This window comes from Pseudomonas sp. D8002 (assembly GCF_013385695.1).
Classification (GTDB): domain Bacteria; phylum Pseudomonadota; class Gammaproteobacteria; order Pseudomonadales; family Pseudomonadaceae; genus Aquipseudomonas.
Genome location: NZ_JACAPM010000031.1, coordinates 115,079 through 134,453 on the forward strand (window position 1 = coordinate 115,079; position 19,375 = coordinate 134,453).

Consider the following 19,375-nt stretch of genomic DNA (forward strand, 5'->3'; position numbering starts at 1 on the left):
AAAAACTAGCAAGCCAGGATCATTCCGAATATCAGATTTAATAGCATCCACCATCCCGTTTTAATGGACCATTCAATGCGCCGCCCCACCTTCGACCTTGATGTACTGCGCACCTTCGTCACCGGCGTCGAGCTGAACAGCTTTGCCAAGGCGGCGGATCGCCTGGGCCGTTCGACTTCAGCCGTCAGCGCGCAATTAAAGAAACTCGAAGAACAGGTCGGCACGCCGGTGCTGAGCAAATCCGGGCGCGGGCTGGTGCTGACGCCGGTGGGTGAAGCGCTGCTCGGCCACGCCAGGCGGTTGCTGGACCTCAATGACACTGTCTTCAGCAGCCTTAACGAAACCCAAACCGCAGGCACTTTGCGCCTCGGTTTACAGGAGGATTTCGGCGAGCATGTGCTCAGTGACATCCTGCGGCGCTTCGCCAGGCTTTATCCGATGATCAGCCTTGAAGTGCGGATAGGCCGCAATGCCGAGCTGTTGACCCTGATCGACAGCGCGAGCCTGGACCTGGCGCTGACCTGGGAAACCGGTCAGACATCGTCCTGCCGCACCCGCCTGGGGCAAACACCCATGCACTGGATCGGGCCCCGGGACAAGCCCCAACTACCGCGCGCCGAAGACGCGCCGCTGCCGCTGGTGATGTTCGAGGCACCCTGCGTATTGCGCAGCGCTGCCACCGAAGCCCTGGACCGCGCCGGCATTGCCTGGCGCATTGCCTTCACCAGCCCCAGCGTGGGTGGGATCTGGGCGGCGGTCGATGCCGGGTTGGGTGTGACCTTGCGCACCCGTATCGGTTTGCCTGCGCACCTGCGTGTACTCGACGGTCTGCCGCCGGTGTCGTCCCTTGGCTATGAATTGCATTGCAGCCATCCAGCGCCAGGCGCTGCGGTCGAACAGCTGGCAGCGCTCATACAGAGCAGCCTGGTTTAGGCGGTTTCGCAGGGTTGCAGAGTGACGAACAGTTGTCGCCCCAACTTCGTCGCCGTCTCCAGATGCTGTTCGGCAGCGCCGCTTTCCGAGTCCAGCAGCAGCTCGGATGTCAGCACTTTCGCACCGCAGTAATCAAAGATCCCATGGTCGATTTGCGTGCGCATGGCGTCGGCATAGCCGTGGCGTTCAAACACCCCTTCGTCCGCCCCGCCAACGCCCAGTAAGTGCACCTGCAAGTGGCCGAGTTTTTTCACCACCTTCGTCTCAAGGCTGTAGTCGATCGCCCAACCGTTGACGAATACCCGGTCGATCCAGCCCTTGAGCAAGGCCGGCATCGACCACCAGAAGATCGGGTACACCAGCACCAAGGCGTCGGCGCGGTCGAGTCGGGCCTGTTCGGCCAGTACGTCGGCCGGCGGCGTGGCGCGGGTGCGATGCACTTTATGGTCGGCGGCGTTGTAACGCGGGTCGAAACCTTCAGCGGCGAGGTCGGCGATCTCGAAGGTGTGCCCTGCGGCAGTGATGCCGGCAGCAGCCTGTTTGGCGAGGCTGTGGGTGAGGGATTGTGGGTCGTGATGTGCAACAACGATCAGCGCGTGCATGGCAATGACTCCTTCGGGGGGTGGCGATGAGCAGGCAAATTGAGTAGGCTTGAGCTAAGTTACCGTTGGTAAGTTACTTTTGGTATATAAGCATGTCAAGCGATCAATCCCCTGCCCCTCGCCGCCGCTTGTCCCGGGATGACCGGTTGCGCCAGCTGCTCGACGTGGCCTGGCAACTGGTGCGAGAAGAAGGCACCGATGCCCTGACCCTGGGGCATCTGGCTGAGTTGGCCGGCGTTACAAAGCCGGTGGTGTATGACCATTTTGGCGATCGCGCGGGGCTGTTGGCCGCGCTGTATGAAGATTTCGACGCCCGTCAGAACCAGGTATTTGCCGCCGCAATCGAGGCCAGCGAACCCACCCTGGACGACCGCGCGTGGGTCATCGCCTCGTGCTATGTCGACTGTGTGTTGCTGCAGGGACGTGAAATTCCGGGCGTGATTTCCGCCTTGGCTGGCAGCCCGGAACTGGAAAGCATCAAGCGTGAGTACGACGTGATATTCCTCGGCAAGTGCCGCGATGCCCTCGCCCCTTTTGCCGTGGACGGTGTGATAACCCAGGCCGGTTTGAGGGGGATGCTGGGCGCAGCGGAAGCCTTGTCCCATGCCGCAGCGAGCGGGGAAATCAGCGCGCTGGAGGCACAGGAGGAGCTGTTTGCGAGCATCAAGTCGATGGTGAGTCGAGGAGCGCGTTAGCCCAGCCTTGCGTGCACAAACATCCGGGCCTTGTGGGTCATTTGGTCGAAGTGACGATCACGTTGTTTTTCCGCATCGATCATCGCCCGCTTACCGTGTTTTTGCAGGAGATAAGTGTGGATCTGTCGCACCTCCAGCGAGCTGTAGATCGACGCCACATCCAGCAAACCCATCAGACCGTCAGTGCTGTAGTCGCGGGTGTTCATCAGCACCTGGGTACCGCGCACGCCGCGCAGTTGAAAGCCCATGGACTCGAACGCCGGTACCTTCTCTACCGCGCAGGTCAGTTCGGCATGGGGGTAGCGGGCCAGCATGTCCTGCATCATCGCCCGCGCCACGCCTTTGCGCCGATGGCTGGCGTGCACCGCCATGTAAGCCACGCCGCACGCCTCGGGATCGTCCTTCACCGGCAGGTACAGCAGGAAGCCGATCACCTGCTCTTGCGCGTCCAGCGCGACGATCAATTCCACCGCAATGCCCTTGGACCCGTCCAGCGCTTCCAGGTACAGGTGCACCTCGTAGCCGATGGCGTACTGGTAGACGTTGTACAGCAGATTGCTTGGCGGGATGGCGACCATGCTGATGTCCGTCAGGTAGTCGACCACCATCTGCAGGATCTGCGCGTTGATCGGCTCGGGGCATGGGGTTTCGTAATGGGTAAGGCTGAACATTTGAATTCCTGGTGTTTCATTTTAAGGCCCGGCGGATTGTACCTGCTGAAGGGCCGCCGTGGACCCGCAAGCACCCATTGTGGCGAGGGAGCTTGCTCCCGCTGGGCTGCGTAGCAGCCCCATTAAGCGCGCCGCGTTCTTTTCGCGGGAAACAGGATGCAGGTTTTGGGGCTGCTTCGCAGCCCAGCGGGAGCAAGCTCCCTCGCCACAAGGGGGCTGCTCGGCTCATTGCGCACATACCTCCCGCAGGCAACCGCGCAGCCAGCGATGGGCCAGGTCGGCGTCCAGGCGCGGGTGCCAGAGCATCGATACGGTGAAGTCCGGGAACACGAACGGCAGCGCAAAGCGGTAGAGGTCGCTGTGCAGATTGGCGGTATGCCGCTCCGGCACGCTGGCGATCAGGTCGGTGCTGCGGGCCAGGGCCAGGGCGGTCGAGAAGCCGGCGACGATGGTCACCACGTCCCGGGTCAGCCCGAGCGCTTCAAGGGCTTGATGGATCTGGCCTTGATCACGGCCACGCCGGGACACGTAGATGTGCTGGCCTTCGGCGAAGCGCTGCGGCGTGACTTCGCCCTGGCTGAGCGGATGGCCCTTGCGCACCACGCCGATAAACCGGTCGCGGAACAGCGCCTGGGTCAGCACCTCGGGGCTGGCGCTGCTGTCGACCACGCCGGTTTCCAGGTCGACACTGCCATCGCGCAGCGGCGTACTGCCTTTGTCCGGCTTGTGCACGAAGCGCAACCGCACGCCAGGCGCTTCCCGGGCGATCCGCGTCAACAGCGCCGGGCCGAAGTTTTCAACAAATCCGTCGCTGGTGCGCAAGGTGAAGGTGCGTACCAGTTGGCTCACATCCAGCGTCGCAGCGGGTCGCAACACCGCTTCGGCGTCCTGCACCAACTGGCTGACCTGTTCGCGCAACGCCAGAGCGCGCGGCGTGGGTACCAGGCCGCGGCCGGCACGGACCAATAACGGATCGCCGGTGGTTTCCCGCAGTCGCGCCAGCGCCCGGCTCATCGCCGACGGGCTCAGGCGCAAGCGTTGAGCGGCACGGGCGACGCTGCCTTCGGCGAGCAACACATCCAGGGTGACCAGCAGATTGAAATCAGGTGTCGACACGGCAAACCTCATAGGGCGTTTGGCGCACGTATAAAGTGCAAATGCTGCGCCTTCCGCCATGTTAGGTGACGGCGTAGATTTCTGACAGCGGTCAAACCCAGGAGCCTCTTGATGAAATCACCTGCACCCCGTGGCGCTCTCGTCGCCCTGTCACTGTCCATGTTGCTGGCGTCCTTGGGCACCAGCATCGCCAACGTCGGCCTGCCGAGCCTGGTGCAGGCGTTTGATGCATCGTTCCAGGCGGCGCAGTGGGTGGTGCTCGCCTACTTGCTGGCGATTACTGCGGTGATCGTCAGCGTCGGGCGACTGGGCGACCTGATGGGCCGCAGCCGCCTGCTCTTGGCCGGGTTATTGCTCTTCACCGTTGCCTCGGCCCTGTGCGGCATGGCTCCGTCCCTCGGGCTGTTGATTGCGGCCCGCGCCCTGCAAGGCCTGGGCGCGGCGGTCATGATGGCGATGACCATGGCGCTGGTGGGCGGCACCGTGACCAAGGAACGCACCGGCCGCGCCATGGGGTTGCTGGGCACGATGTCGGCCATGGGTACCGCGCTGGGGCCAAGCCTTGGCGGGGTGTTGATCGCGGCGTTTGGCTGGCGCGCGCTGTTTTTCATCACCGTGCCGCTGGGTTTGCTGACATTTGCCCTCGCCCGGCGCTATCTGCGCGTCGACCGCCATGGGCTACAGCCCGCGCAATCCGGGTTCAGTTTCTTGTCAACTTTACGGGATTCAACGCTAAGCGCTGGCCTGGCCATGAGCGCGCTGGTATCGGCGGTGATGATGGCGACCTTGGTGGTCGGGCCCTTCTACCTGACCCACGGTGCAGGCCTCGACCCTGCCTGGATGGGCCTGACAATGGCAGTCGGGCCCTGCGTTTCGGCATTGACGGGCATCCCTGCGGGACGCTTGACCGACCGTTTCGGCTGCGGCCCGATGACCATTGCCGGGCTGCTGGCGATGCTGGCGGGCTGCCTGCTGCTCTCGCTGGCGCCGCTGAACCTTGGGGTTGCCTGGTACATCGCCCCGCTGATCATCCTCACCCTCGGCTACGCCCAGTTTCAGGCCGCCAACAACACCGCCGTGATGAGCGACGTACTGGCAGACCGCCGTGGCGTGATCGCCGGCTTGCTTAATCTGTCGCGCAATCTGGGCCTGATCGCCGGGGCTTCGGCCTTGGGCGCAGTGTTTTCGCAGGTTTCAGGTGACCTCGCCACAGCCACTCCCGGCGATGTGGGAAGTGGGATGCAAGCCACGTTCGGTGTGGCGTTGGCACTGATTGGTGCAGGTCTTTTCCTGGCCCTGCGCACCCGCCTCGGCACCACACCTGTCTTGACAAGATAAAATCGTAACGACTATTGTCTGACAACCTGATTACCAAGGTTTTCCCATGCTTGAGCTCCAGCGCCCTGATTCGCTCGTTATGCGCGTTGTCAGCGCCATTCGTGCAGAAATCGATTCCGGCCAACTGGCGCCCGAAGCGCGCCTGCCCACCGAACAGCAACTGGCTGAACAACTCAATGTCAGCCGTTCGGTGGTGCGCGAAGCGATTGCCCAGCTCAAGGCCGACGGCGTACTGACTGCGCGGCGTGGCCTGGGCTCATTTATCTCGCAAACCCCGGCCGGCACCGTGTTCCGCTTCCCGGAAAAAAACGGTCGCCGCCCGGACCTGGCGCAAATGTTCGAAGTGCGCCTGTGGATCGAAACCCAGGCCGCCTCGATTGCCGCCCAACGCCGCGACGCCGCCGACCTGCAGCGCATGAAGACCGCCCTGCAGGAAATGCACGACAAACGCGCCGACTTCGACGCCGCCGCCCTGGCCGATGTGGAATTCCATCGCGCCATCGCCGAGGCCAGCAAGAACGACTATTTCGTGGCCTTCCATGACTTCCTCAGAAGCCAACTGGCCAGCGCCCGCAAGACCGCCTGGGAAAACTCCGCCACCCGCTTTGTCAGCGGCTCGGCCGATGCCACCCAGGAACACACCGCGCTCTACCAGGCCATCGTCGACGGTGATGCCCAAGGTGCTGCCGCCTGTGCCGAGGCTCACTTGCGCGCCGCAGCAAGGCGCCTGCATCTGGAACTGCCCGCTATCAATTGACCGATCCGAACCCGTTTAAAGCGTGCCGATGGCGCGCTGTTTTTTTAACAAAACCATTAGTCTGACAACCTGATAAGCAGACTGAAATGCGTAGGTACCCAAAACAATGATTTACGACTTTTGCATCATCGGCGGCGGCATCGTCGGTTTGGCCACCGCGATGGAGTTGCTCAAGCGCCAGCCCACCGCCTCGCTGGTGATCCTGGAGAAGGAAAGCCTGCTGGCCAAGCACCAGACCGGCCATAACAGCGGCGTGATCCATGCCGGCATCTACTACGCGCCGGGCAGCCTCAAGGCCGACTTGTGCAAACGCGGCGCCGAAGCCACGAAGCAGTTCTGCACCGAGCACGGGATCAAGTTCGAGGTGTGCGGCAAGTTGCTGGTGGCCTCGACTGATCTGGAAGTACAACGGATGGAAGCGCTGTACGCCCGCTCGCAGCTCAACGGCATGAAAGTCGAACGCCTGGACGCCGACCAGTTGCGCCAGCGCGAACCGAACATCGTCGGGCTGGGCGGGCTGTTTCTCGACGCCACCGGCATTGTCGATTACCGCGAAGTCTGCGAAACCATGGCCCGGGTGATTCGTCGCGCCGGCGGGGAAATCTGCCTGGAACGCACCGTCACTGCGATCGTCGAGGACACCGACAAAGTCACCGTCAGCACCCGGGGCGAAAGCTGGCAGGCCAGGCATCTGGTGGTGTGTGCAGGTTTGCAATCGGACCGCCTGGCCGTGATGGCCGGCGTCAAGATCGACCACCAGATCATCCCGTTCCGTGGCGAATACTTCCGCTTGCCGGAATCGAAGAACACCATCGTCAACCACCTGATCTACCCGATTCCCGACCCGGAGCTGCCCTTCCTCGGCGTGCACCTGACCCGCATGATCGACGGCAGCGTCACCGTTGGCCCGAATGCCGTACTCGGCCTGGGTCGCGAGAACTACCGCAAATTCTCGGTGAACTGGCGCGACGTGGCGCAGTACGCGAGCTTCCCGGGCTTCTGGAAAACCATCTGGCAGAACCTCGGTTCGGGCAGCGTCGAGATGAAGAACTCGCTGTTCAAGTCCGGCTACCTGGAGCAGTGCCGCAAGTACTGCCCATCGCTCAACATCGAAGACCTGCTGCCTTATGAAGCCGGCATCCGCGCCCAGGCCGTGATGCGCGACGGCACCCTGGTGCACGACTTCCTGTTCGCCCAGACCCCGCGAATGCTCCACGTGTGCAATGCGCCCTCACCCGCTGCCACCTCCGCGATTCCCATCGGTTCGATGATCGCCGACCGCATGTTCAAGCCCCACTGACGCACCGCACCACGCCTCACTTTGACAATAAATATAATGACTCATAAGGAAGTACAGAATGACGGCTACAGCCCGCACCCCGGACGTTGAAACCCCCGAGCAAACCAGGAAACGCCTGCGCAAAGTCGCGGCCGCGACGATCTTCGGTTCGATGCTGGAGTGGTATGACTTTTACCTGTACGCCACCATGGCGGCGATTGTGTTCTCGAAGATTTTCTTCGATAACAGCGACCCGAAAGCCGCTACGCTGATGGCGTTTTCCACCTTTGCCATCGGCTTCATCGCGCGCCCGTTCGGCGGCATTCTGTTTGGCTACCTGGGCGACAAGTTCGGGCGTAAACAAGTGCTGGTGCTGACCTTCTGCATGATGGGCGTGTGCACCACACTGATCGGGCTGATCCCCAGCTACGCCTCCATCGGCATCTGGGCGCCGATCGTGCTGGTGTTTATCCGCATCATCCAGGGCCTGGGGGCCGGTGCCGAACTGTCCGGCGCGGCGGTCACCTCCTACGAGCACGCCTCAGAAGGCAAGCGCGGCAGCCAGGGTGCATGGCCGGCGCTCGGGCTGAACCTGGGCTTGCTGCTGTCTTCGCTGACCGTGTACCTGCTGACCATCAACGGCAATGAATTCCTGCTGGCCGGCGGCTGGCGGATTCCGTTCATTTGCAGCATCGCGCTGGTGGGTGTGGGCCTGTGGGTGCGCAACAGCATCCCGGAAACCCCGGAATTCAAGGAACTGAGCAAGGAAACCGCAAAGGCCAAGGCGTCGCCGCTCAAGGCGCTGTTCAAGAACGACCTCAAGGGCCTGGCCGTGGTGTTCTTCGTGGCGATTGGCTACAACGCGCTGAGCTACATCTTCAAGACCTTCTCCCTGGCTTACCTCACCCAGTTCAAGGGTGTCGATGTGCACGTCACGTCGCTGTCGGTGACCATTGCCAGCCTGATCGCCATCGTCGCCGTGCCATGCTTCGGCTGGTTGTGCGACAAGTGGAGCAGCAAGACCGTGCTGATGCTCGGCGGCCTGCTGTCGCTGCTGTTTGCCTACCCGTTCCTTGCGCTGCTCAATACCGGTGAAAGCCTGATGATCTATGTCGCCATTGGCGTGGGCACCGGCATCCTCGCGCCGATGATGTTTGCGCCGCAGGGTTCGTTCCTGAGCCGCCAGTTCCCGACCCAGACCCGCTCCTCGGGCTTTGGCACCGGGCGGGAAATCGGCACCGCGATCGCAGGTGGCCTGGCGCCATTAGGGGCGTTGTCGATGGTGGCGGCGTCGGCCACTCACTCCACTGATGGCGTTGTGATAATCCTCGCGATCTCGTCCCTGCTGGTGGTGGTGTTCGCCTTGTGCGATCAGGGCCGTAAACACTCGGCATTCAAGAACTGAGGCAAAAAGTTCGGACCAACGGGTGCATGGATGCCCCTTCATCGCGCATCATGGGCACTTTCAAGCTCAAGGGAAACGTCCATGCGCGTTCTGTCATTGATGATGGGTCTTACGACGCTGGCCGCCAGTCTGGTGTTTACCGCCCAGGCGCAGGCGGGTGAAGAAAGCCTGTTGGTCGACTCGATCAATCAATACCGCAGCCAGGTCCAGCGCTGCGGCAACCAGGGTTCCCAGGAATTGCCACCGCTGGCCAGCGACACGCGGCTGGTGTTGCCGGTCAACAGTGTCGGCGACTTGCAGCAGGCGCTGGCGCGGGCGGCGTACCCGATGGTCAACGTCCAGGCCATCAGCCTGTCCGGGCCCAGGAACGCCGAAGCCGCGATGAAAGCCGTGCGCGAAAGTTTTTGCCGGGTGGTGCTCGACCCGCAGTTCATTGATATCGGCGTGAGCAACAGCGGCCAGGACTGGCGCATCGTGCTGGCCCGCCCGCTGCTGACCAGCGGCCTGGGCGAGACCCAGACCGAAGGCAAGAAGGTGCTCGACCTGATCAACACCGCCCGCCAGCAACCACGCCAATGTGGCGCCCAGGCCTTTGCCGCCACCACACCCCTGAGCTGGAACGAAGCACTCGCCAACGCCGCCGCCGGCCACGCGCGCAACATGGCCAACGGCAACTTCTTCGATCACCTGGACCACGATGGCCGCACCCCGGGTGACCGGGCTGAACTGGCAGGCTACATCGGCCAGCAGATCGGCGAGAACATCGCCGCCGGCATGGACACCCCACGCAAGGTGGTCGACGGCTGGCTGGCCAGCCCCGGGCACTGTGCCAACCTGATGAACCCGCAGTTCCGCGAAATGGGCGCCGCCTACGCCATGGACCCGAAAAGTGATGCCGGCATCTACTGGACCGGGTTGTTTGGCGTGCAGCAGCAATAACGGTTTGTATCCCAACGTATCTTCCCGGCGAGGCGACACACTGCGAGGTGCAGGGCCCCGGCGATGACACATTGCGGATACGCCGGCGCGGTTTCCTGTGCACACCGGCCCACCCCGGGCCACTTGCGAGGAAACCGTCATGTCCCAGAACAGCACCGTGCTCTACACCGGCAGAACCCACACCACCGGCGGGCGTGAAGGCGCGTCCCACAGCGATGACCTGCACCTGGACATCAAGCTGTCGCCGCCCGGCTCCAAGGCGCCCGGCACCAACCCCGAGCAACTGTTTGGTGCCGGCTGGTCCGCCTGCTTTATCGGCGCAATGGGCAAAGCCGCACAAACCCTTCACATCCGCCTGCCCGCCGACACGGCAGTGAGTGCCGAAGTGGACCTGGTGAACAGCCCGGAAGATGGCTATTACCTGCAGGCGCGCCTGCGGGTCAGCCTGCCGGGTATCGAACACTCGGCCGCCCAGGCACTGGTGGACCGTGCCCACCAGACGTGCCCGTATTCCAAGGCCACCCGCGGCAATATCGCGGTAACGATTACGGTGGCCTGAAGGGAGCTCAGCAAAGCATTATCCGGCCGAGACACTAAAGTGCCATCTAGTGGATAATCCCACTGAACTGGCTGAGTCCCGGGATGTCTGTAGCTTGGCATCCCTACCTCAGCGAACCGTGGCAAGAAGGCGTTCACCGAATGACAAACTGGCTGCAAGGCGGCGGCGAAATGGCCGAACGGGTCCGGCATCACGACTGGGCCAATACGCCATTGGGGCCTTTGGAACACTGGCCGGACGTACTGAAGACCACCGTCGCCCTGTGCCTTGCCTCCAGTTTCCCCCAGGCGATCGTCTGGGGGCCTGCGCTGATCACGCTTTACAACGACGGGTTTATCCCGATTCTCGGCGACAAACCTGATGCCCTCGGGCGGCCATTCAACGAGATCTGGCAGGAAGCCTGGCCCCAGATCAGTCCGATCGCGGATGCTGCCTTCGCGGGTGAAGCCACCTTTATCGAAAACTTCCCGCTGACGATCGAACGCGGCGGCGCGCCGGAGCAGGCGTACTTCACCTTCTGCTACAGCCCGATCCGCGACGTACAGGGCAAGGTGGTCGGCATGCTCGACACCGTGACCGAAACCACCGCCACCGTGGTTTTGTCCCAGCGCCTGGCCGAGCTGAATGCAAGCCTGGAGCAGCGCGTCACCGAAAGGACCACCCTGCTGACCCAGACCGAAGCCGCCTTGCGTCAATCGCAAAAGCTTGAAGCCATCGGCCAGTTGACCGGTGGCGTGGCCCACGACTTCAACAACCTGCTGACCATCATTCGCTCATCCGTCGACTTCCTGCGGATGCCGAGCCTGTCCGAAGAGCGTCGCCAGCGCTACATGAGCGCGGTCACCGACACCGTGGACCGGGCCGGCAAATTGACCAGCCAGTTGCTCGCATTTGCCCGGCGCCAGCCGCTGAACCCGGAAGTGTTCGATGCAGGCCTGCGGGTGAAAAACATCGGCGAGATGCTCGAGACGGTGACTGGCGCGCGAATTCATGTGCACGTCGAACTGCCCGGGCAGCCGTGCTACATCCGCGCCGACTCCAGCCAGTTTGAAACCGCCCTGATCAACATCGCCCTCAACGCCCGGGACGCGATGAACGGCCAGGGTAGCCTGACCCTGCGACTGGACGCCGATCAAGCACTGCCGAGCATCCGTGGTGACGCCGGTTCACGCCAGGCGTTCATCGCCATTTCACTCACCGACACCGGCAGCGGGATTCCCGGGGAGACGTTCGAGCGCATCTTCGAACCCTTCTTCACCACCAAGGAAGTCGGCAAGGGCACCGGCCTGGGACTGTCCCAGGTGTTCGGCTTCGCCAAGCAATCGGGCGGCAACGTCGATGTGGCCAGCCAGGTTGGCCAGGGCACGGTGTTTACCCTGTACTTGCCGCAAGTGGTACCTGAAGAGAGCTTCCAACGTGACACCCCGGACACCTGCGGGCTGATCACCGAATGCGCCCAGCGCCATATCCTGGTGGTGGAAGACAACCTGGAAGTGGGCCGCTTTGCCAATCAGATCCTCCAGGACCTCGGCTACCAGACCACCTGGGCAACCAATGCCGAACAGGCGCTGGAACTGGCCGGCGCAGACGCGTTGGGGTTCGATGCGGTGTTTTCCGACGTGGTGATGCCCGGCATCACCGGGGTGGCCCTGGCCAGGGAACTGCGACGCCGCCGGCCCGGCCTGCCGGTGGTACTGACCTCGGGCTACAGCGAGGAACTGGCGGAAAGCGGCTATGAAGGCCTGGTGTTCCTGCCCAAGCCCTACTCGGCCGACCAGGTCTCACAGGTGCTGGCCAAGGCGCTGCTCAAGGGCTGAGGCCTATTCCGCGACGGCCACCTGGTTACGCCCGAGGGCCTTGGCGCGGTACAGCGCCTTGTCTGCGGTGTTCATCAGGCCGTGCAGGTCCTGGTCCACCGCGCGAGCCCAGGCCACGCCGAGGCTGGCGGTCAACCCCTGGACCGGCTCGCTGGTCAGCCCGGCGATGGCCTTGATCAACTGCTCGGCGATGTCCCGCCCGGTCTCCAGCGACGTATCCGGCAGCAGCACCGCAAACTCCTCGCCCCCCAGCCGCCCATACACATCGGCCTGGCGAAACGACGCGCTGATCACCCCGCCGATCTGGCGCAGCACCTGGTCCCCGGCCTGGTGCCCGTAGGTGTCATTGATGTCCTTGAAGTGGTCCATGTCCATCATCAGCGCGCACAACGGCTGCTGGTTATGCCGGCACTGTTCGTAGAGCAACTGCGCATGCTCGAAAAACGCCCGGCGGTTCATCAGGCCGGTGAGTTCGTCGGTTTGTGCGGCGCGGGCGGAGATGTTGTGGGTACGTTCCATTTGCCGGGTCAGGCGAAAGGCTTTTTCCAGGGCATCCGACAGCTTGCGCGTGGCGCCACCGACAAACGAAGAGAACACCAGCACCGCCAGGGCCATGCCGACTTGCATCGACGACGGTTGAAACAGCAGCCACAGGGTGCACGGCAACAGTACCAGGCCCATGGAGACCAGGGTCATGTAGCGATAGGCCGAATAACACGAGACTGCGCTGACCGACATGCCCACGGTGAACAACATCACCAGGGCCTGGGACAGGCGGTCGTCGGTGGGCATCAGGGCGAATGCGCCGATGCCCCAGACCCCGGCCGACAACATCAGCGTTACCCAGTAGCGCCGCTCCCAGCGCGCGGGGGTGCGTTCACTGTTGGGGCAGCGAAACCAGTCCAAGAACATCCACACCCGCAGCAACGACGTCCCCGCCAATACCACCAGCCAGACCAGCATTACCCGGTGATCAAAACGTTCCCAGCACAGCCAGCACAGCATGGCGGCCGCCATATAACTGCCGAACACTGCAGAGAATGACTGGCGAAACAGCTGGTGCAATCGATCTGTTCGTACCTGCTCCTCGATGAAGCAATCCTGGTCCTGCCCACGCCCAAGGCCATTCATTTGGTCCGCCTGATCTTACTGCCGCGACAAAGTGCCATTGTGGCATCCTGCCAGTAGCCCTAACAACTGAATCAAGCGTGCTAGAGCGCCGAAAGCAGGATAAATATAGGTGAACACCTTCTCGCTCGCTCCAAGGATCAGAGTCCACCCATGAATACCCACCCGATTACCACCGAACGCCTGATTCTCAGGCCCGCAGCGGCCGACGATGTGGCCAGTGTATTTGCCATTTATGGCGATCCCGAGACCAACCGCTACAACCCGGCCGGCCCGTTGACGGACCTGGGCCAAGCCGAGGCCGCCCTGGCTCGCTGGCTGCTGCACTGGACAGAACATGGTTTCGGCCAATGGGCGATTGCCACACAAGAGGCGCCGGACCGCGTGATCGGCTTTGGTGGCATCACCTTGTACCCCTACAACGACGTTGAGCGGATCAACCTGGGCTACCGCTTTGCGGTCAGCGCCTGGGGCCAGGGCTTTGCAACCGAGATTGCCAGGGCGGCGTTGCAGTTTGCCTTTGTCGAACTGGACCAGCCGCAGGTGTACGGCGTGGTGCGTCCGGCGCATACAGCGTCGATCAAGGTGCTGGAGAAAATCGGCATGCAGTACATCGATGAGCTGGACGATGTACCCGGTCAGGCGCCGAGCCTGGTGTATGTGGCCCGGCGGGCCCTCTGACCTTTGTATCGCAGTGTGTCCAAACACCGCTGCGATACAAAACCTTTAACCCAACCGCTTTCTCGAAACAGACGGGATACACAACTACGTTCAACTGTGAGCCAGGCACACCACCCGCCGCCGGAGACTCACCATGCACACACAGTTGAACACCCCACCCCGCCGCCTGATGGGCGCGTCGCTGCTGGCCTTTGCGCTGTTGCAGTTCGGTGCCCTCGGCGTCGCCAGTGCACAGGACGCGCAAGCACCGGCGGCTGCCAGCGCAACTGCCCACAGCGCGCTCGGCCCGTTGAAGCATGTGAAAGCCGGCTTGCTGGATGTGGCCTACGCCGAAGTCGGCCCGGCCGATGGCCCGGTGGTGATCCTGTTGCATGGCTGGCCCTACGACATTGACAGCTACTCCGAGGTAGCGCCGCTGCTGGCTGCCCAGGGCTACCGGGTGCTGGTGCCTTACGCCCGCGGCTATGGCGATACCCATTTCCTGTCGGCAAAGACCCTGCGCAACGGCCAGCCGGCCGCCCTCGCCGTCGACCTGATCGACTTCATGGACGCGCTGAAGATCAAGCAGGCCGTGCTCGGCGGCTATGACTGGGGGGCGCGCACCGCCGACATCGTCTCGGCGTTGTGGCCTGAGCGGGTCAAGGCGCTGGTATCGGTCAGCGGCTACCTGATCGGCAACCAGGCCGCGGGCAAGAACCCATTGCCGCCCAAGGCCGAGTTGCAATGGTGGTACCAGTTCTACTTCGCCACCGATCGCGGCGCCGCCGGCTATGCGAAAAACACCCACGACTTTGCCAAGTTGATCTGGCAAATCGCCTCGCCAAAATGGGCATTCGACGACGCCACCTTCGACCGCAGCGCCAAGGGCCTGGACAACCCCGACCACGTCGCCGTATCGATCTTCAACTACCGCTGGCGCCTGGGGCTGGTCCAGGGCGAGAAAAAATACGCTGCGCTGGAGCAGAAACTCGCCACCGCCCCGTCCATCAACGTGCCCACCATCACCATGGAAGGCGACGCCAACGGCGCGCCGCACCCGGCCGCAGAGGACTATGCCAAACGCTTTACCGGCAAGTACGAATACCGCCTGATCAGCGGCGGCATCGGCCACAACCTGCCGCAGGAAGCACCGCAAGCCTTTGCCAAGGCAGTGATCGATGCGGACCACCTGTGATGAAGCGCCTGCATCTTGCTGCACTCGTCGCTGCAACAGCTGCCGTGGTGGCCACCGCTACCGGGTTCGCCTTTGGCGGCCCGGCTACCAGCGAGCCTTCGCCGATCTACGGCGTGACCATTCCCGACGGCTACCGCCAATGGGAGCTGATCGCGCCGGCACAGGAAGCCGACCCGCTGAATGAACTGCGGGTGGTGCTGGGCAATAAAGTGGCGCTCAAGGCGTACCGCGACGGCACGCTGCCCTTCCCCGACGGCACCGTGCTGGCGAAACTGGCCTGGAAGCACGTGCAATCGCCGGAGTTCAAGACCGCGTCGATTCCCGGTGCGGCGACCACCGTGCAGTTCATGGTCAAGGACTCGAAGAAATACGCAGCGACCGGAGGCTGGGGCTTTGGACGGTTCATCAATGGCAAGCCGGTGGACCAGGCGCAGCATGAGACGTGCTTTGCCTGCCATCAGGCGCTGGTGAAGAACCATGATTATGTGTTCACCCGGCTGGCGCCTTAGCGCAATAGCCTTTTTCAACAACAAACGCCGCGGCAACCGGGCATCCCGTAGCAGCTGCCTCGCTTGGGCTCGACAGCTGCTACGTTGTGTGGGGTTTTATCAGGCCGGAACGCCCAGAATGATATGGGACGCCTTGATCACCGCCGTGGCGCTCACGCCCGGCTTCAACCCCAGCTCGGCCACCGCGTCGCGGGTCACGATGGAAAACACCTTCGAACCACCCGCCAACTCGATCACCACTTCCGCATTCACCGCGCCGTCATTCACGCTCAGCACCTTGCCTTCCAGGCAGTTGCGGGCCGACAGGCGGATGTCGCTGGATTCGGTCATCAACATCACCCACGGCGCCTTGATCAGCGCGACCGCTTCCTTGCCTACGGCAATGCCCAGGTTGCGGATGCTTTCCAGGGTCACCACCGCCACCAACTGCTCGCCACCGGGCAGGGTCAACACCACTTCGGCATTGACCGCGCCGTCCTGGACCTGGCTGACCTGGCCTTTGAATACGTTGCGTGCACTGACTTTCATGGGAACGGTCCTTTTCTTGACTTATAGGTTAGGAATTGCCGCGCATGATTAAACGTTGCGTTGTGTAAAAACAACTATAGCGCCCCGCTCTGCCTGGAACCCCACGCCAATAAAGAAGGCCGCCCAATGGGCGGCCTTCATCTGGAGCAGTTACCGACGACTGATTAAAACAGCGCGTAGGTGTAGTTGAAGATCAGGCGAGTCTGATCCTGGTCGGCGGTGCCGGTGTTATGGCCGTGGTAGCTGCCGGTACGGAACGTAGTACCGAAGCCTTTCAGCGGGCCTTCCTGCACGACGTAATCAAGACGGAAATCGGTTTCGCGTTCCGACTGATCGCTGCCACCGGCAACCTTGGCCTTGATGTCGCTGCCGTTCAGGTAGGCAATCGAGGCTTTCAGGCCCGGCACCAGGGTTCTGAAGTCATACAGGTACTGACCGAAATTGACCTGCTCGCCCGCACGGGAGAACTGGCCAACCACCGCGTCGGTGAACAGGTAGAAGTCGGAACCGGCCGCGCCTTGGGCGGTTGGATCGGCGATGCTGCCCTGGTTGACCCAGACGAAGCCACCGTCATCACTCACGCCGATATGGCCGAGCATCAACTGGCTGCCGCCCAACTGATAGGTGAAGGCAGCACTGTAGGTTTTGTTGTCGACTTCACCGGCGTGCTTGGCATAGCCGCCGTTGTTGTTGAACGCATAGCCGGCCGAACCGTTTTTGCCGTCGCTGGTGCTGTCGAAATAACGCAGGTCAGTCTTGAACGACTGGTCATTGCCCAACGGCAATACGTGGACCAGGCCGAAATAGTTCTGTTTGTAGAAGTCTTCCAGGTTGGCGTAGTAGTACTGCAACGTCAGGTTTTTAGCGATGACGTTGTCAGAAGAACCAAACGGCTGGTAGTCGACACCACCGAAACGGAAGCTGTCGCTGTCGCGAGTGGCACCGGCCACGCTCAAGCCCGTGGAGTTGCTCGATGCACGACCTTCAGCCTTGTTCAGCTCGCCGCCGGTGAAGGTGACGTTGGGAATGTCCTTGGAAGTCAGGATGCCGCCGTCAAAGGTCTGCGGTGCGGCACGGCTGTCGTTGGACACCAGGATCGGCAGGATCGGTGCCAGGCCACCGCCCACGTGCAATTCAGTCTGGGAAATACGGAATTTAACGTTGCCGGCTGCGCGACCGAAGCTGTCAGCAGGCTCGGTGCCGTTGTTCTTCACCGGGAAGAAGCTGTTGCCGTTACCCGACAGGCCATTGCCCGCTGCGTGGCCATCGCCACCGTCCAGGCGCAACGCGCCGAAAGCCATCACGTCGAAACCTACGCCGACGGTGCCCTGGGTGTAACCGGATTTATAGTCGAAACGCAGTACTTGAGCCGCTTCCCGCAGGTCGTTCGCCGTGCCGGAGTGAACGTCGGCGTTGTAGTACATGGTGCGCGAACTGATCGAAGAATGACTGTCTTCGAGGAAGCCGCTATGGCCGTCACCCGTGCCGAGTGAGCCAAGACCAAAGCCGTCTGCGCTGGCGTGTTGTGCAAGGACAGCCGCCGTGATGGCCAACGCTAATGTAGAGAGTTTCATTTACTGCGCCCCTGTGAACATTATTTTTTTACTGTCCTTCGAGCGAATACCGTTGCGGCCCTGCAAACGCTGCGGATTGTGGCATGGGGCCGATGGCGCAGATTGTGAAATTTTTGTCATGTACCGATGAAAAAACCGTCATGAAAAGGCCGTACAAGCCGGCCTTTTTCGAGGGTTGAATGGCCTGCGGTTGTACGACAACCGCTACTGCGCCGTGCGTTGATCAGGCTGGAGTCGGTGGCGAAAATGCGAGAAATGGTAGGCAACCGCCAGCCACATAAACCATGCAGGCATCACGCAAAGGGCCAGGCGGGTATCTGGGCGAAGTGCCAGCAGGCAAAGTACGAACGCCATGAAGCCAAGTGAAACCCACGCCAACGGCACGCCACCGGGCATTTTGTAGAGGGATTTTTCATGTAGCTCCGGGCACTTTTTCCGATAGGCGATGTAGGACGCCAGGATGGTCGACCAGGTAAAGATCACCAGGATCGCCGAAACGGTGGAGACGATGGTAAAGGCCGTCATCACTTCCGGGACTATAAACAGCAGCAACAAGCCCAGCAGCATCAGGAAGGTGGTAAACGCCAGGCTGATAAACGGCACGCTGTTTTTCGACAGTCGTCGGAATATCCCGGGTGCGTCTCCCAGGTCCGCCAGGCCGAACAACATGCGACTCGCCGAAAACACCCCGCTGTTGGCCGAAGAAGCCGCTGAGGTCAGTACCACGAAATTCACAATCCCGGCGGCGGCGGGAAAGCCGGCCACCAGGAACAGCTCGACAAAGGGGCTCTTGCTGGGCGACACCTGCTCCCAGGATGTCACCGCAATGATGCAGGCCAAGGCCAGCACGTAGAACAGGATGATCCGCAGCGGAATCGAGTTGATTGCCTTGGGCAGCGTCTTCTCCGGCGAACGGGTTTCGGCCGCCGCCGTGCCGATCAACTCGGTACCGGCAAACGAGAAGATCGCCATCTGGAACCCGGCAAAGAAGCCGAACACGCCATTGGGAAACGCCGCCTGTTTATCCAGCAAATGATTCAGGGAAGCCGTGACGCCGGTGGGCGACACAAACGAGCTGGCAATCAACACCACACTCACACTGATCAGGGTCACCACGGCGATGATCTTGATGATCGCAAACCAGAACTCCACCTCGCCGAACAGCCGCACCGTCAGCACATTCAAGGCAAACAGGGTCAGCAGCATTGCAATCGCCGGTATCCAGGCCGGCACGTGCGGGAACCAGTACTGGAAAAAGCCCCCGACCACCACCGCATCCCCCACCACCGCCACGCTCCAGCTCAGCCAGTACGACCAGCCAAGAAAAAACGCCGCACGCGGCCCCAGGTAGGCACCGGCAAAGTCGGCGAAGCTCTTGAAGTTCAGGTTGGACAGCAGCAGCTCACCCATGGCGCGCATCACGAAATACACAAACAGCCCGATGATCATGTAGATCAGGATGATCGAGGTGCCGGACAGCGCGATGATCTTGCCCGACCCCATGAACAGGCCGGTGCCGATCGCACCGCCCATGGCCATCAGTTGGATATGGCGGTTGTTGAGGGTGCGTTGCAAAGCGGGCTTTTCAATCAGCCCGGGCACGGTTGTTTTCATCACAAAACCTCTTGTTATGTTTTTGAGTTTTGGCAGAAAAAAGTCAGGCGTTGTTT

The 19,375-nt window shown here is 62.0% G+C and carries 19 protein-coding genes; 12 read left to right on the forward strand and 7 right to left on the reverse strand.

The annotated features are described in order from the left end of the window. Nucleotides 1–75 precede the first annotated feature (75 nt). On the forward strand, nt 76–933 hold the full coding sequence (locus HX807_RS17615; RefSeq protein WP_102605866.1) for a LysR substrate-binding domain-containing protein: 858 nt from the start codon (nt 76–78) through the stop codon (nt 931–933). On the opposite strand, the gene HX807_RS17620 is transcribed toward HX807_RS17615, so the two are convergent. Continuing rightward, entirely contained in the window at nt 930–1,535 is a 606-nt protein-coding gene (locus HX807_RS17620) for an NAD(P)H-dependent oxidoreductase (protein WP_102605867.1), read from the reverse strand. The two genes, HX807_RS17615 and HX807_RS17620, sit on opposite strands and share 4 nt — an antisense overlap. Nucleotides 1,536–1,627: 92 nt before the next feature. On the opposite strand from HX807_RS17620, the gene HX807_RS17625 reads away from it, so the two are divergent. Then, nucleotides 1,628–2,230: a TetR/AcrR family transcriptional regulator gene (locus tag HX807_RS17625; protein WP_102605868.1), complete on the forward strand. Its 603-nt coding sequence runs from the start codon at nt 1,628–1,630 to the stop codon at nt 2,228–2,230. Here the strand turns inward: HX807_RS17625 and HX807_RS17630 are convergent. Both HX807_RS17630 and HX807_RS17635 read right to left on the reverse strand, forming a co-directional pair. Further along, the gene (locus tag HX807_RS17630) at nt 2,227–2,901 is read right to left on the reverse strand and encodes a GNAT family N-acetyltransferase (protein ID WP_177050573.1); all 675 of its coding nucleotides are present in this window, start codon (nt 2,899–2,901) and stop codon (nt 2,227–2,229) included. The two genes, HX807_RS17625 and HX807_RS17630, sit on opposite strands and share 4 nt — an antisense overlap. Nucleotides 2,902–3,126: 225 nt before the next feature. Beyond that, nucleotides 3,127–4,017 carry a LysR family transcriptional regulator gene (locus HX807_RS17635; protein WP_003215222.1) on the reverse strand — a complete coding sequence of 297 codons (891 nt, stop codon included), beginning with the start codon at nt 4,015–4,017 and terminating at the stop codon, nt 3,127–3,129. A 111-nt stretch (nt 4,018–4,128) separates the two neighbouring features. On the opposite strand from HX807_RS17635, the gene HX807_RS17640 reads away from it, so the two are divergent. From HX807_RS17640 to HX807_RS17670, 7 genes are all read left to right on the forward strand, one after another. Next, nucleotides 4,129–5,355, forward strand: a complete 1,227-nt coding sequence (locus HX807_RS17640) for an MFS transporter (RefSeq protein ID WP_177050574.1) — start codon at nt 4,129–4,131, stop codon at nt 5,353–5,355. Between the two features lie 46 nt (nt 5,356–5,401). Continuing rightward, complete coding sequence (locus tag HX807_RS17645; protein WP_008436372.1) at nt 5,402–6,112, forward strand: FadR/GntR family transcriptional regulator; 711 nt, start codon at nt 5,402–5,404, stop codon at nt 6,110–6,112. Nucleotides 6,113–6,218: 106 nt separating this feature from the next. Beyond that, nucleotides 6,219–7,412, forward strand: a complete 1,194-nt coding sequence (gene lhgO / locus HX807_RS17650; protein WP_177050575.1) for an L-2-hydroxyglutarate oxidase — start codon at nt 6,219–6,221, stop codon at nt 7,410–7,412. 58 nt (nt 7,413–7,470) lie between these two features. Then, nucleotides 7,471–8,796, forward strand: coding sequence for an MFS transporter (locus HX807_RS17655; RefSeq protein WP_008436370.1), 1,326 nt, complete (start codon nt 7,471–7,473; stop codon nt 8,794–8,796). Nucleotides 8,797–8,877: 81 nt separating this feature from the next. Then, nucleotides 8,878–9,735, forward strand: a complete 858-nt coding sequence (locus HX807_RS17660; protein WP_003215212.1) for a CAP domain-containing protein — start codon at nt 8,878–8,880, stop codon at nt 9,733–9,735. A 139-nt stretch (nt 9,736–9,874) separates the two neighbouring features. Beyond that, complete coding sequence (locus tag HX807_RS17665; RefSeq protein WP_087695064.1) at nt 9,875–10,294, forward strand: organic hydroperoxide resistance protein; 420 nt, start codon at nt 9,875–9,877, stop codon at nt 10,292–10,294. 140 nt (nt 10,295–10,434) lie between these two features. Beyond that, on the forward strand, nt 10,435–12,111 hold the full coding sequence (locus HX807_RS17670) for an ATP-binding protein (RefSeq protein ID WP_177050577.1): 1,677 nt from the start codon (nt 10,435–10,437) through the stop codon (nt 12,109–12,111). A 3-nt stretch (nt 12,112–12,114) separates the two neighbouring features. Here the strand turns inward: HX807_RS17670 and HX807_RS17675 are convergent, their stop codons facing one another. Next, nucleotides 12,115–13,242, reverse strand: a complete 1,128-nt coding sequence (locus HX807_RS17675; protein ID WP_177050587.1) for a sensor domain-containing diguanylate cyclase — start codon at nt 13,240–13,242, stop codon at nt 12,115–12,117. Nucleotides 13,243–13,392: 150 nt separating this feature from the next. Here HX807_RS17675 and HX807_RS17680 point away from each other — a divergent pair, with 150 nt between their 5' ends. The 3 genes from HX807_RS17680 to HX807_RS17690 all read left to right on the forward strand — a co-directional run bounded on the left by HX807_RS17680 (nt 13,393) and on the right by HX807_RS17690 (nt 15,603). Then, entirely contained in the window at nt 13,393–13,920 is a 528-nt protein-coding gene (locus HX807_RS17680) for a GNAT family N-acetyltransferase (protein ID WP_008436356.1), read from the forward strand. A 133-nt stretch (nt 13,921–14,053) separates the two neighbouring features. Then, nucleotides 14,054–15,094, forward strand: a complete 1,041-nt coding sequence (locus HX807_RS17685; protein WP_003215199.1) for an alpha/beta fold hydrolase — start codon at nt 14,054–14,056, stop codon at nt 15,092–15,094. Continuing rightward, nucleotides 15,094–15,603 carry a cytochrome P460 family protein gene (locus HX807_RS17690; RefSeq protein ID WP_003215197.1) on the forward strand — a complete coding sequence of 170 codons (510 nt, stop codon included), beginning with the start codon at nt 15,094–15,096 and terminating at the stop codon, nt 15,601–15,603. The genes HX807_RS17685 and HX807_RS17690 overlap by 1 nt, the downstream gene beginning before the upstream one ends. A 99-nt stretch (nt 15,604–15,702) precedes the next feature. Here the strand turns inward: HX807_RS17690 and HX807_RS17695 are convergent, their stop codons facing one another. The 3 genes from HX807_RS17695 to HX807_RS17705 form a co-directional block, all read right to left on the reverse strand. Further along, nucleotides 15,703–16,131, reverse strand: coding sequence for a molybdopterin-binding protein (locus HX807_RS17695; RefSeq protein ID WP_087695062.1), 429 nt, complete (start codon nt 16,129–16,131; stop codon nt 15,703–15,705). A 164-nt stretch (nt 16,132–16,295) separates the two neighbouring features. Beyond that, complete coding sequence (locus HX807_RS17700; RefSeq protein WP_023658889.1) at nt 16,296–17,705, reverse strand: OprD family outer membrane porin; 1,410 nt, start codon at nt 17,703–17,705, stop codon at nt 16,296–16,298. Nucleotides 17,706–17,909: 204 nt separating this feature from the next. Then, on the reverse strand, nt 17,910–19,319 hold the full coding sequence (locus HX807_RS17705; protein ID WP_003215190.1) for an amino acid permease: 1,410 nt from the start codon (nt 19,317–19,319) through the stop codon (nt 17,910–17,912). Nucleotides 19,320–19,375 lie beyond the last annotated feature (56 nt).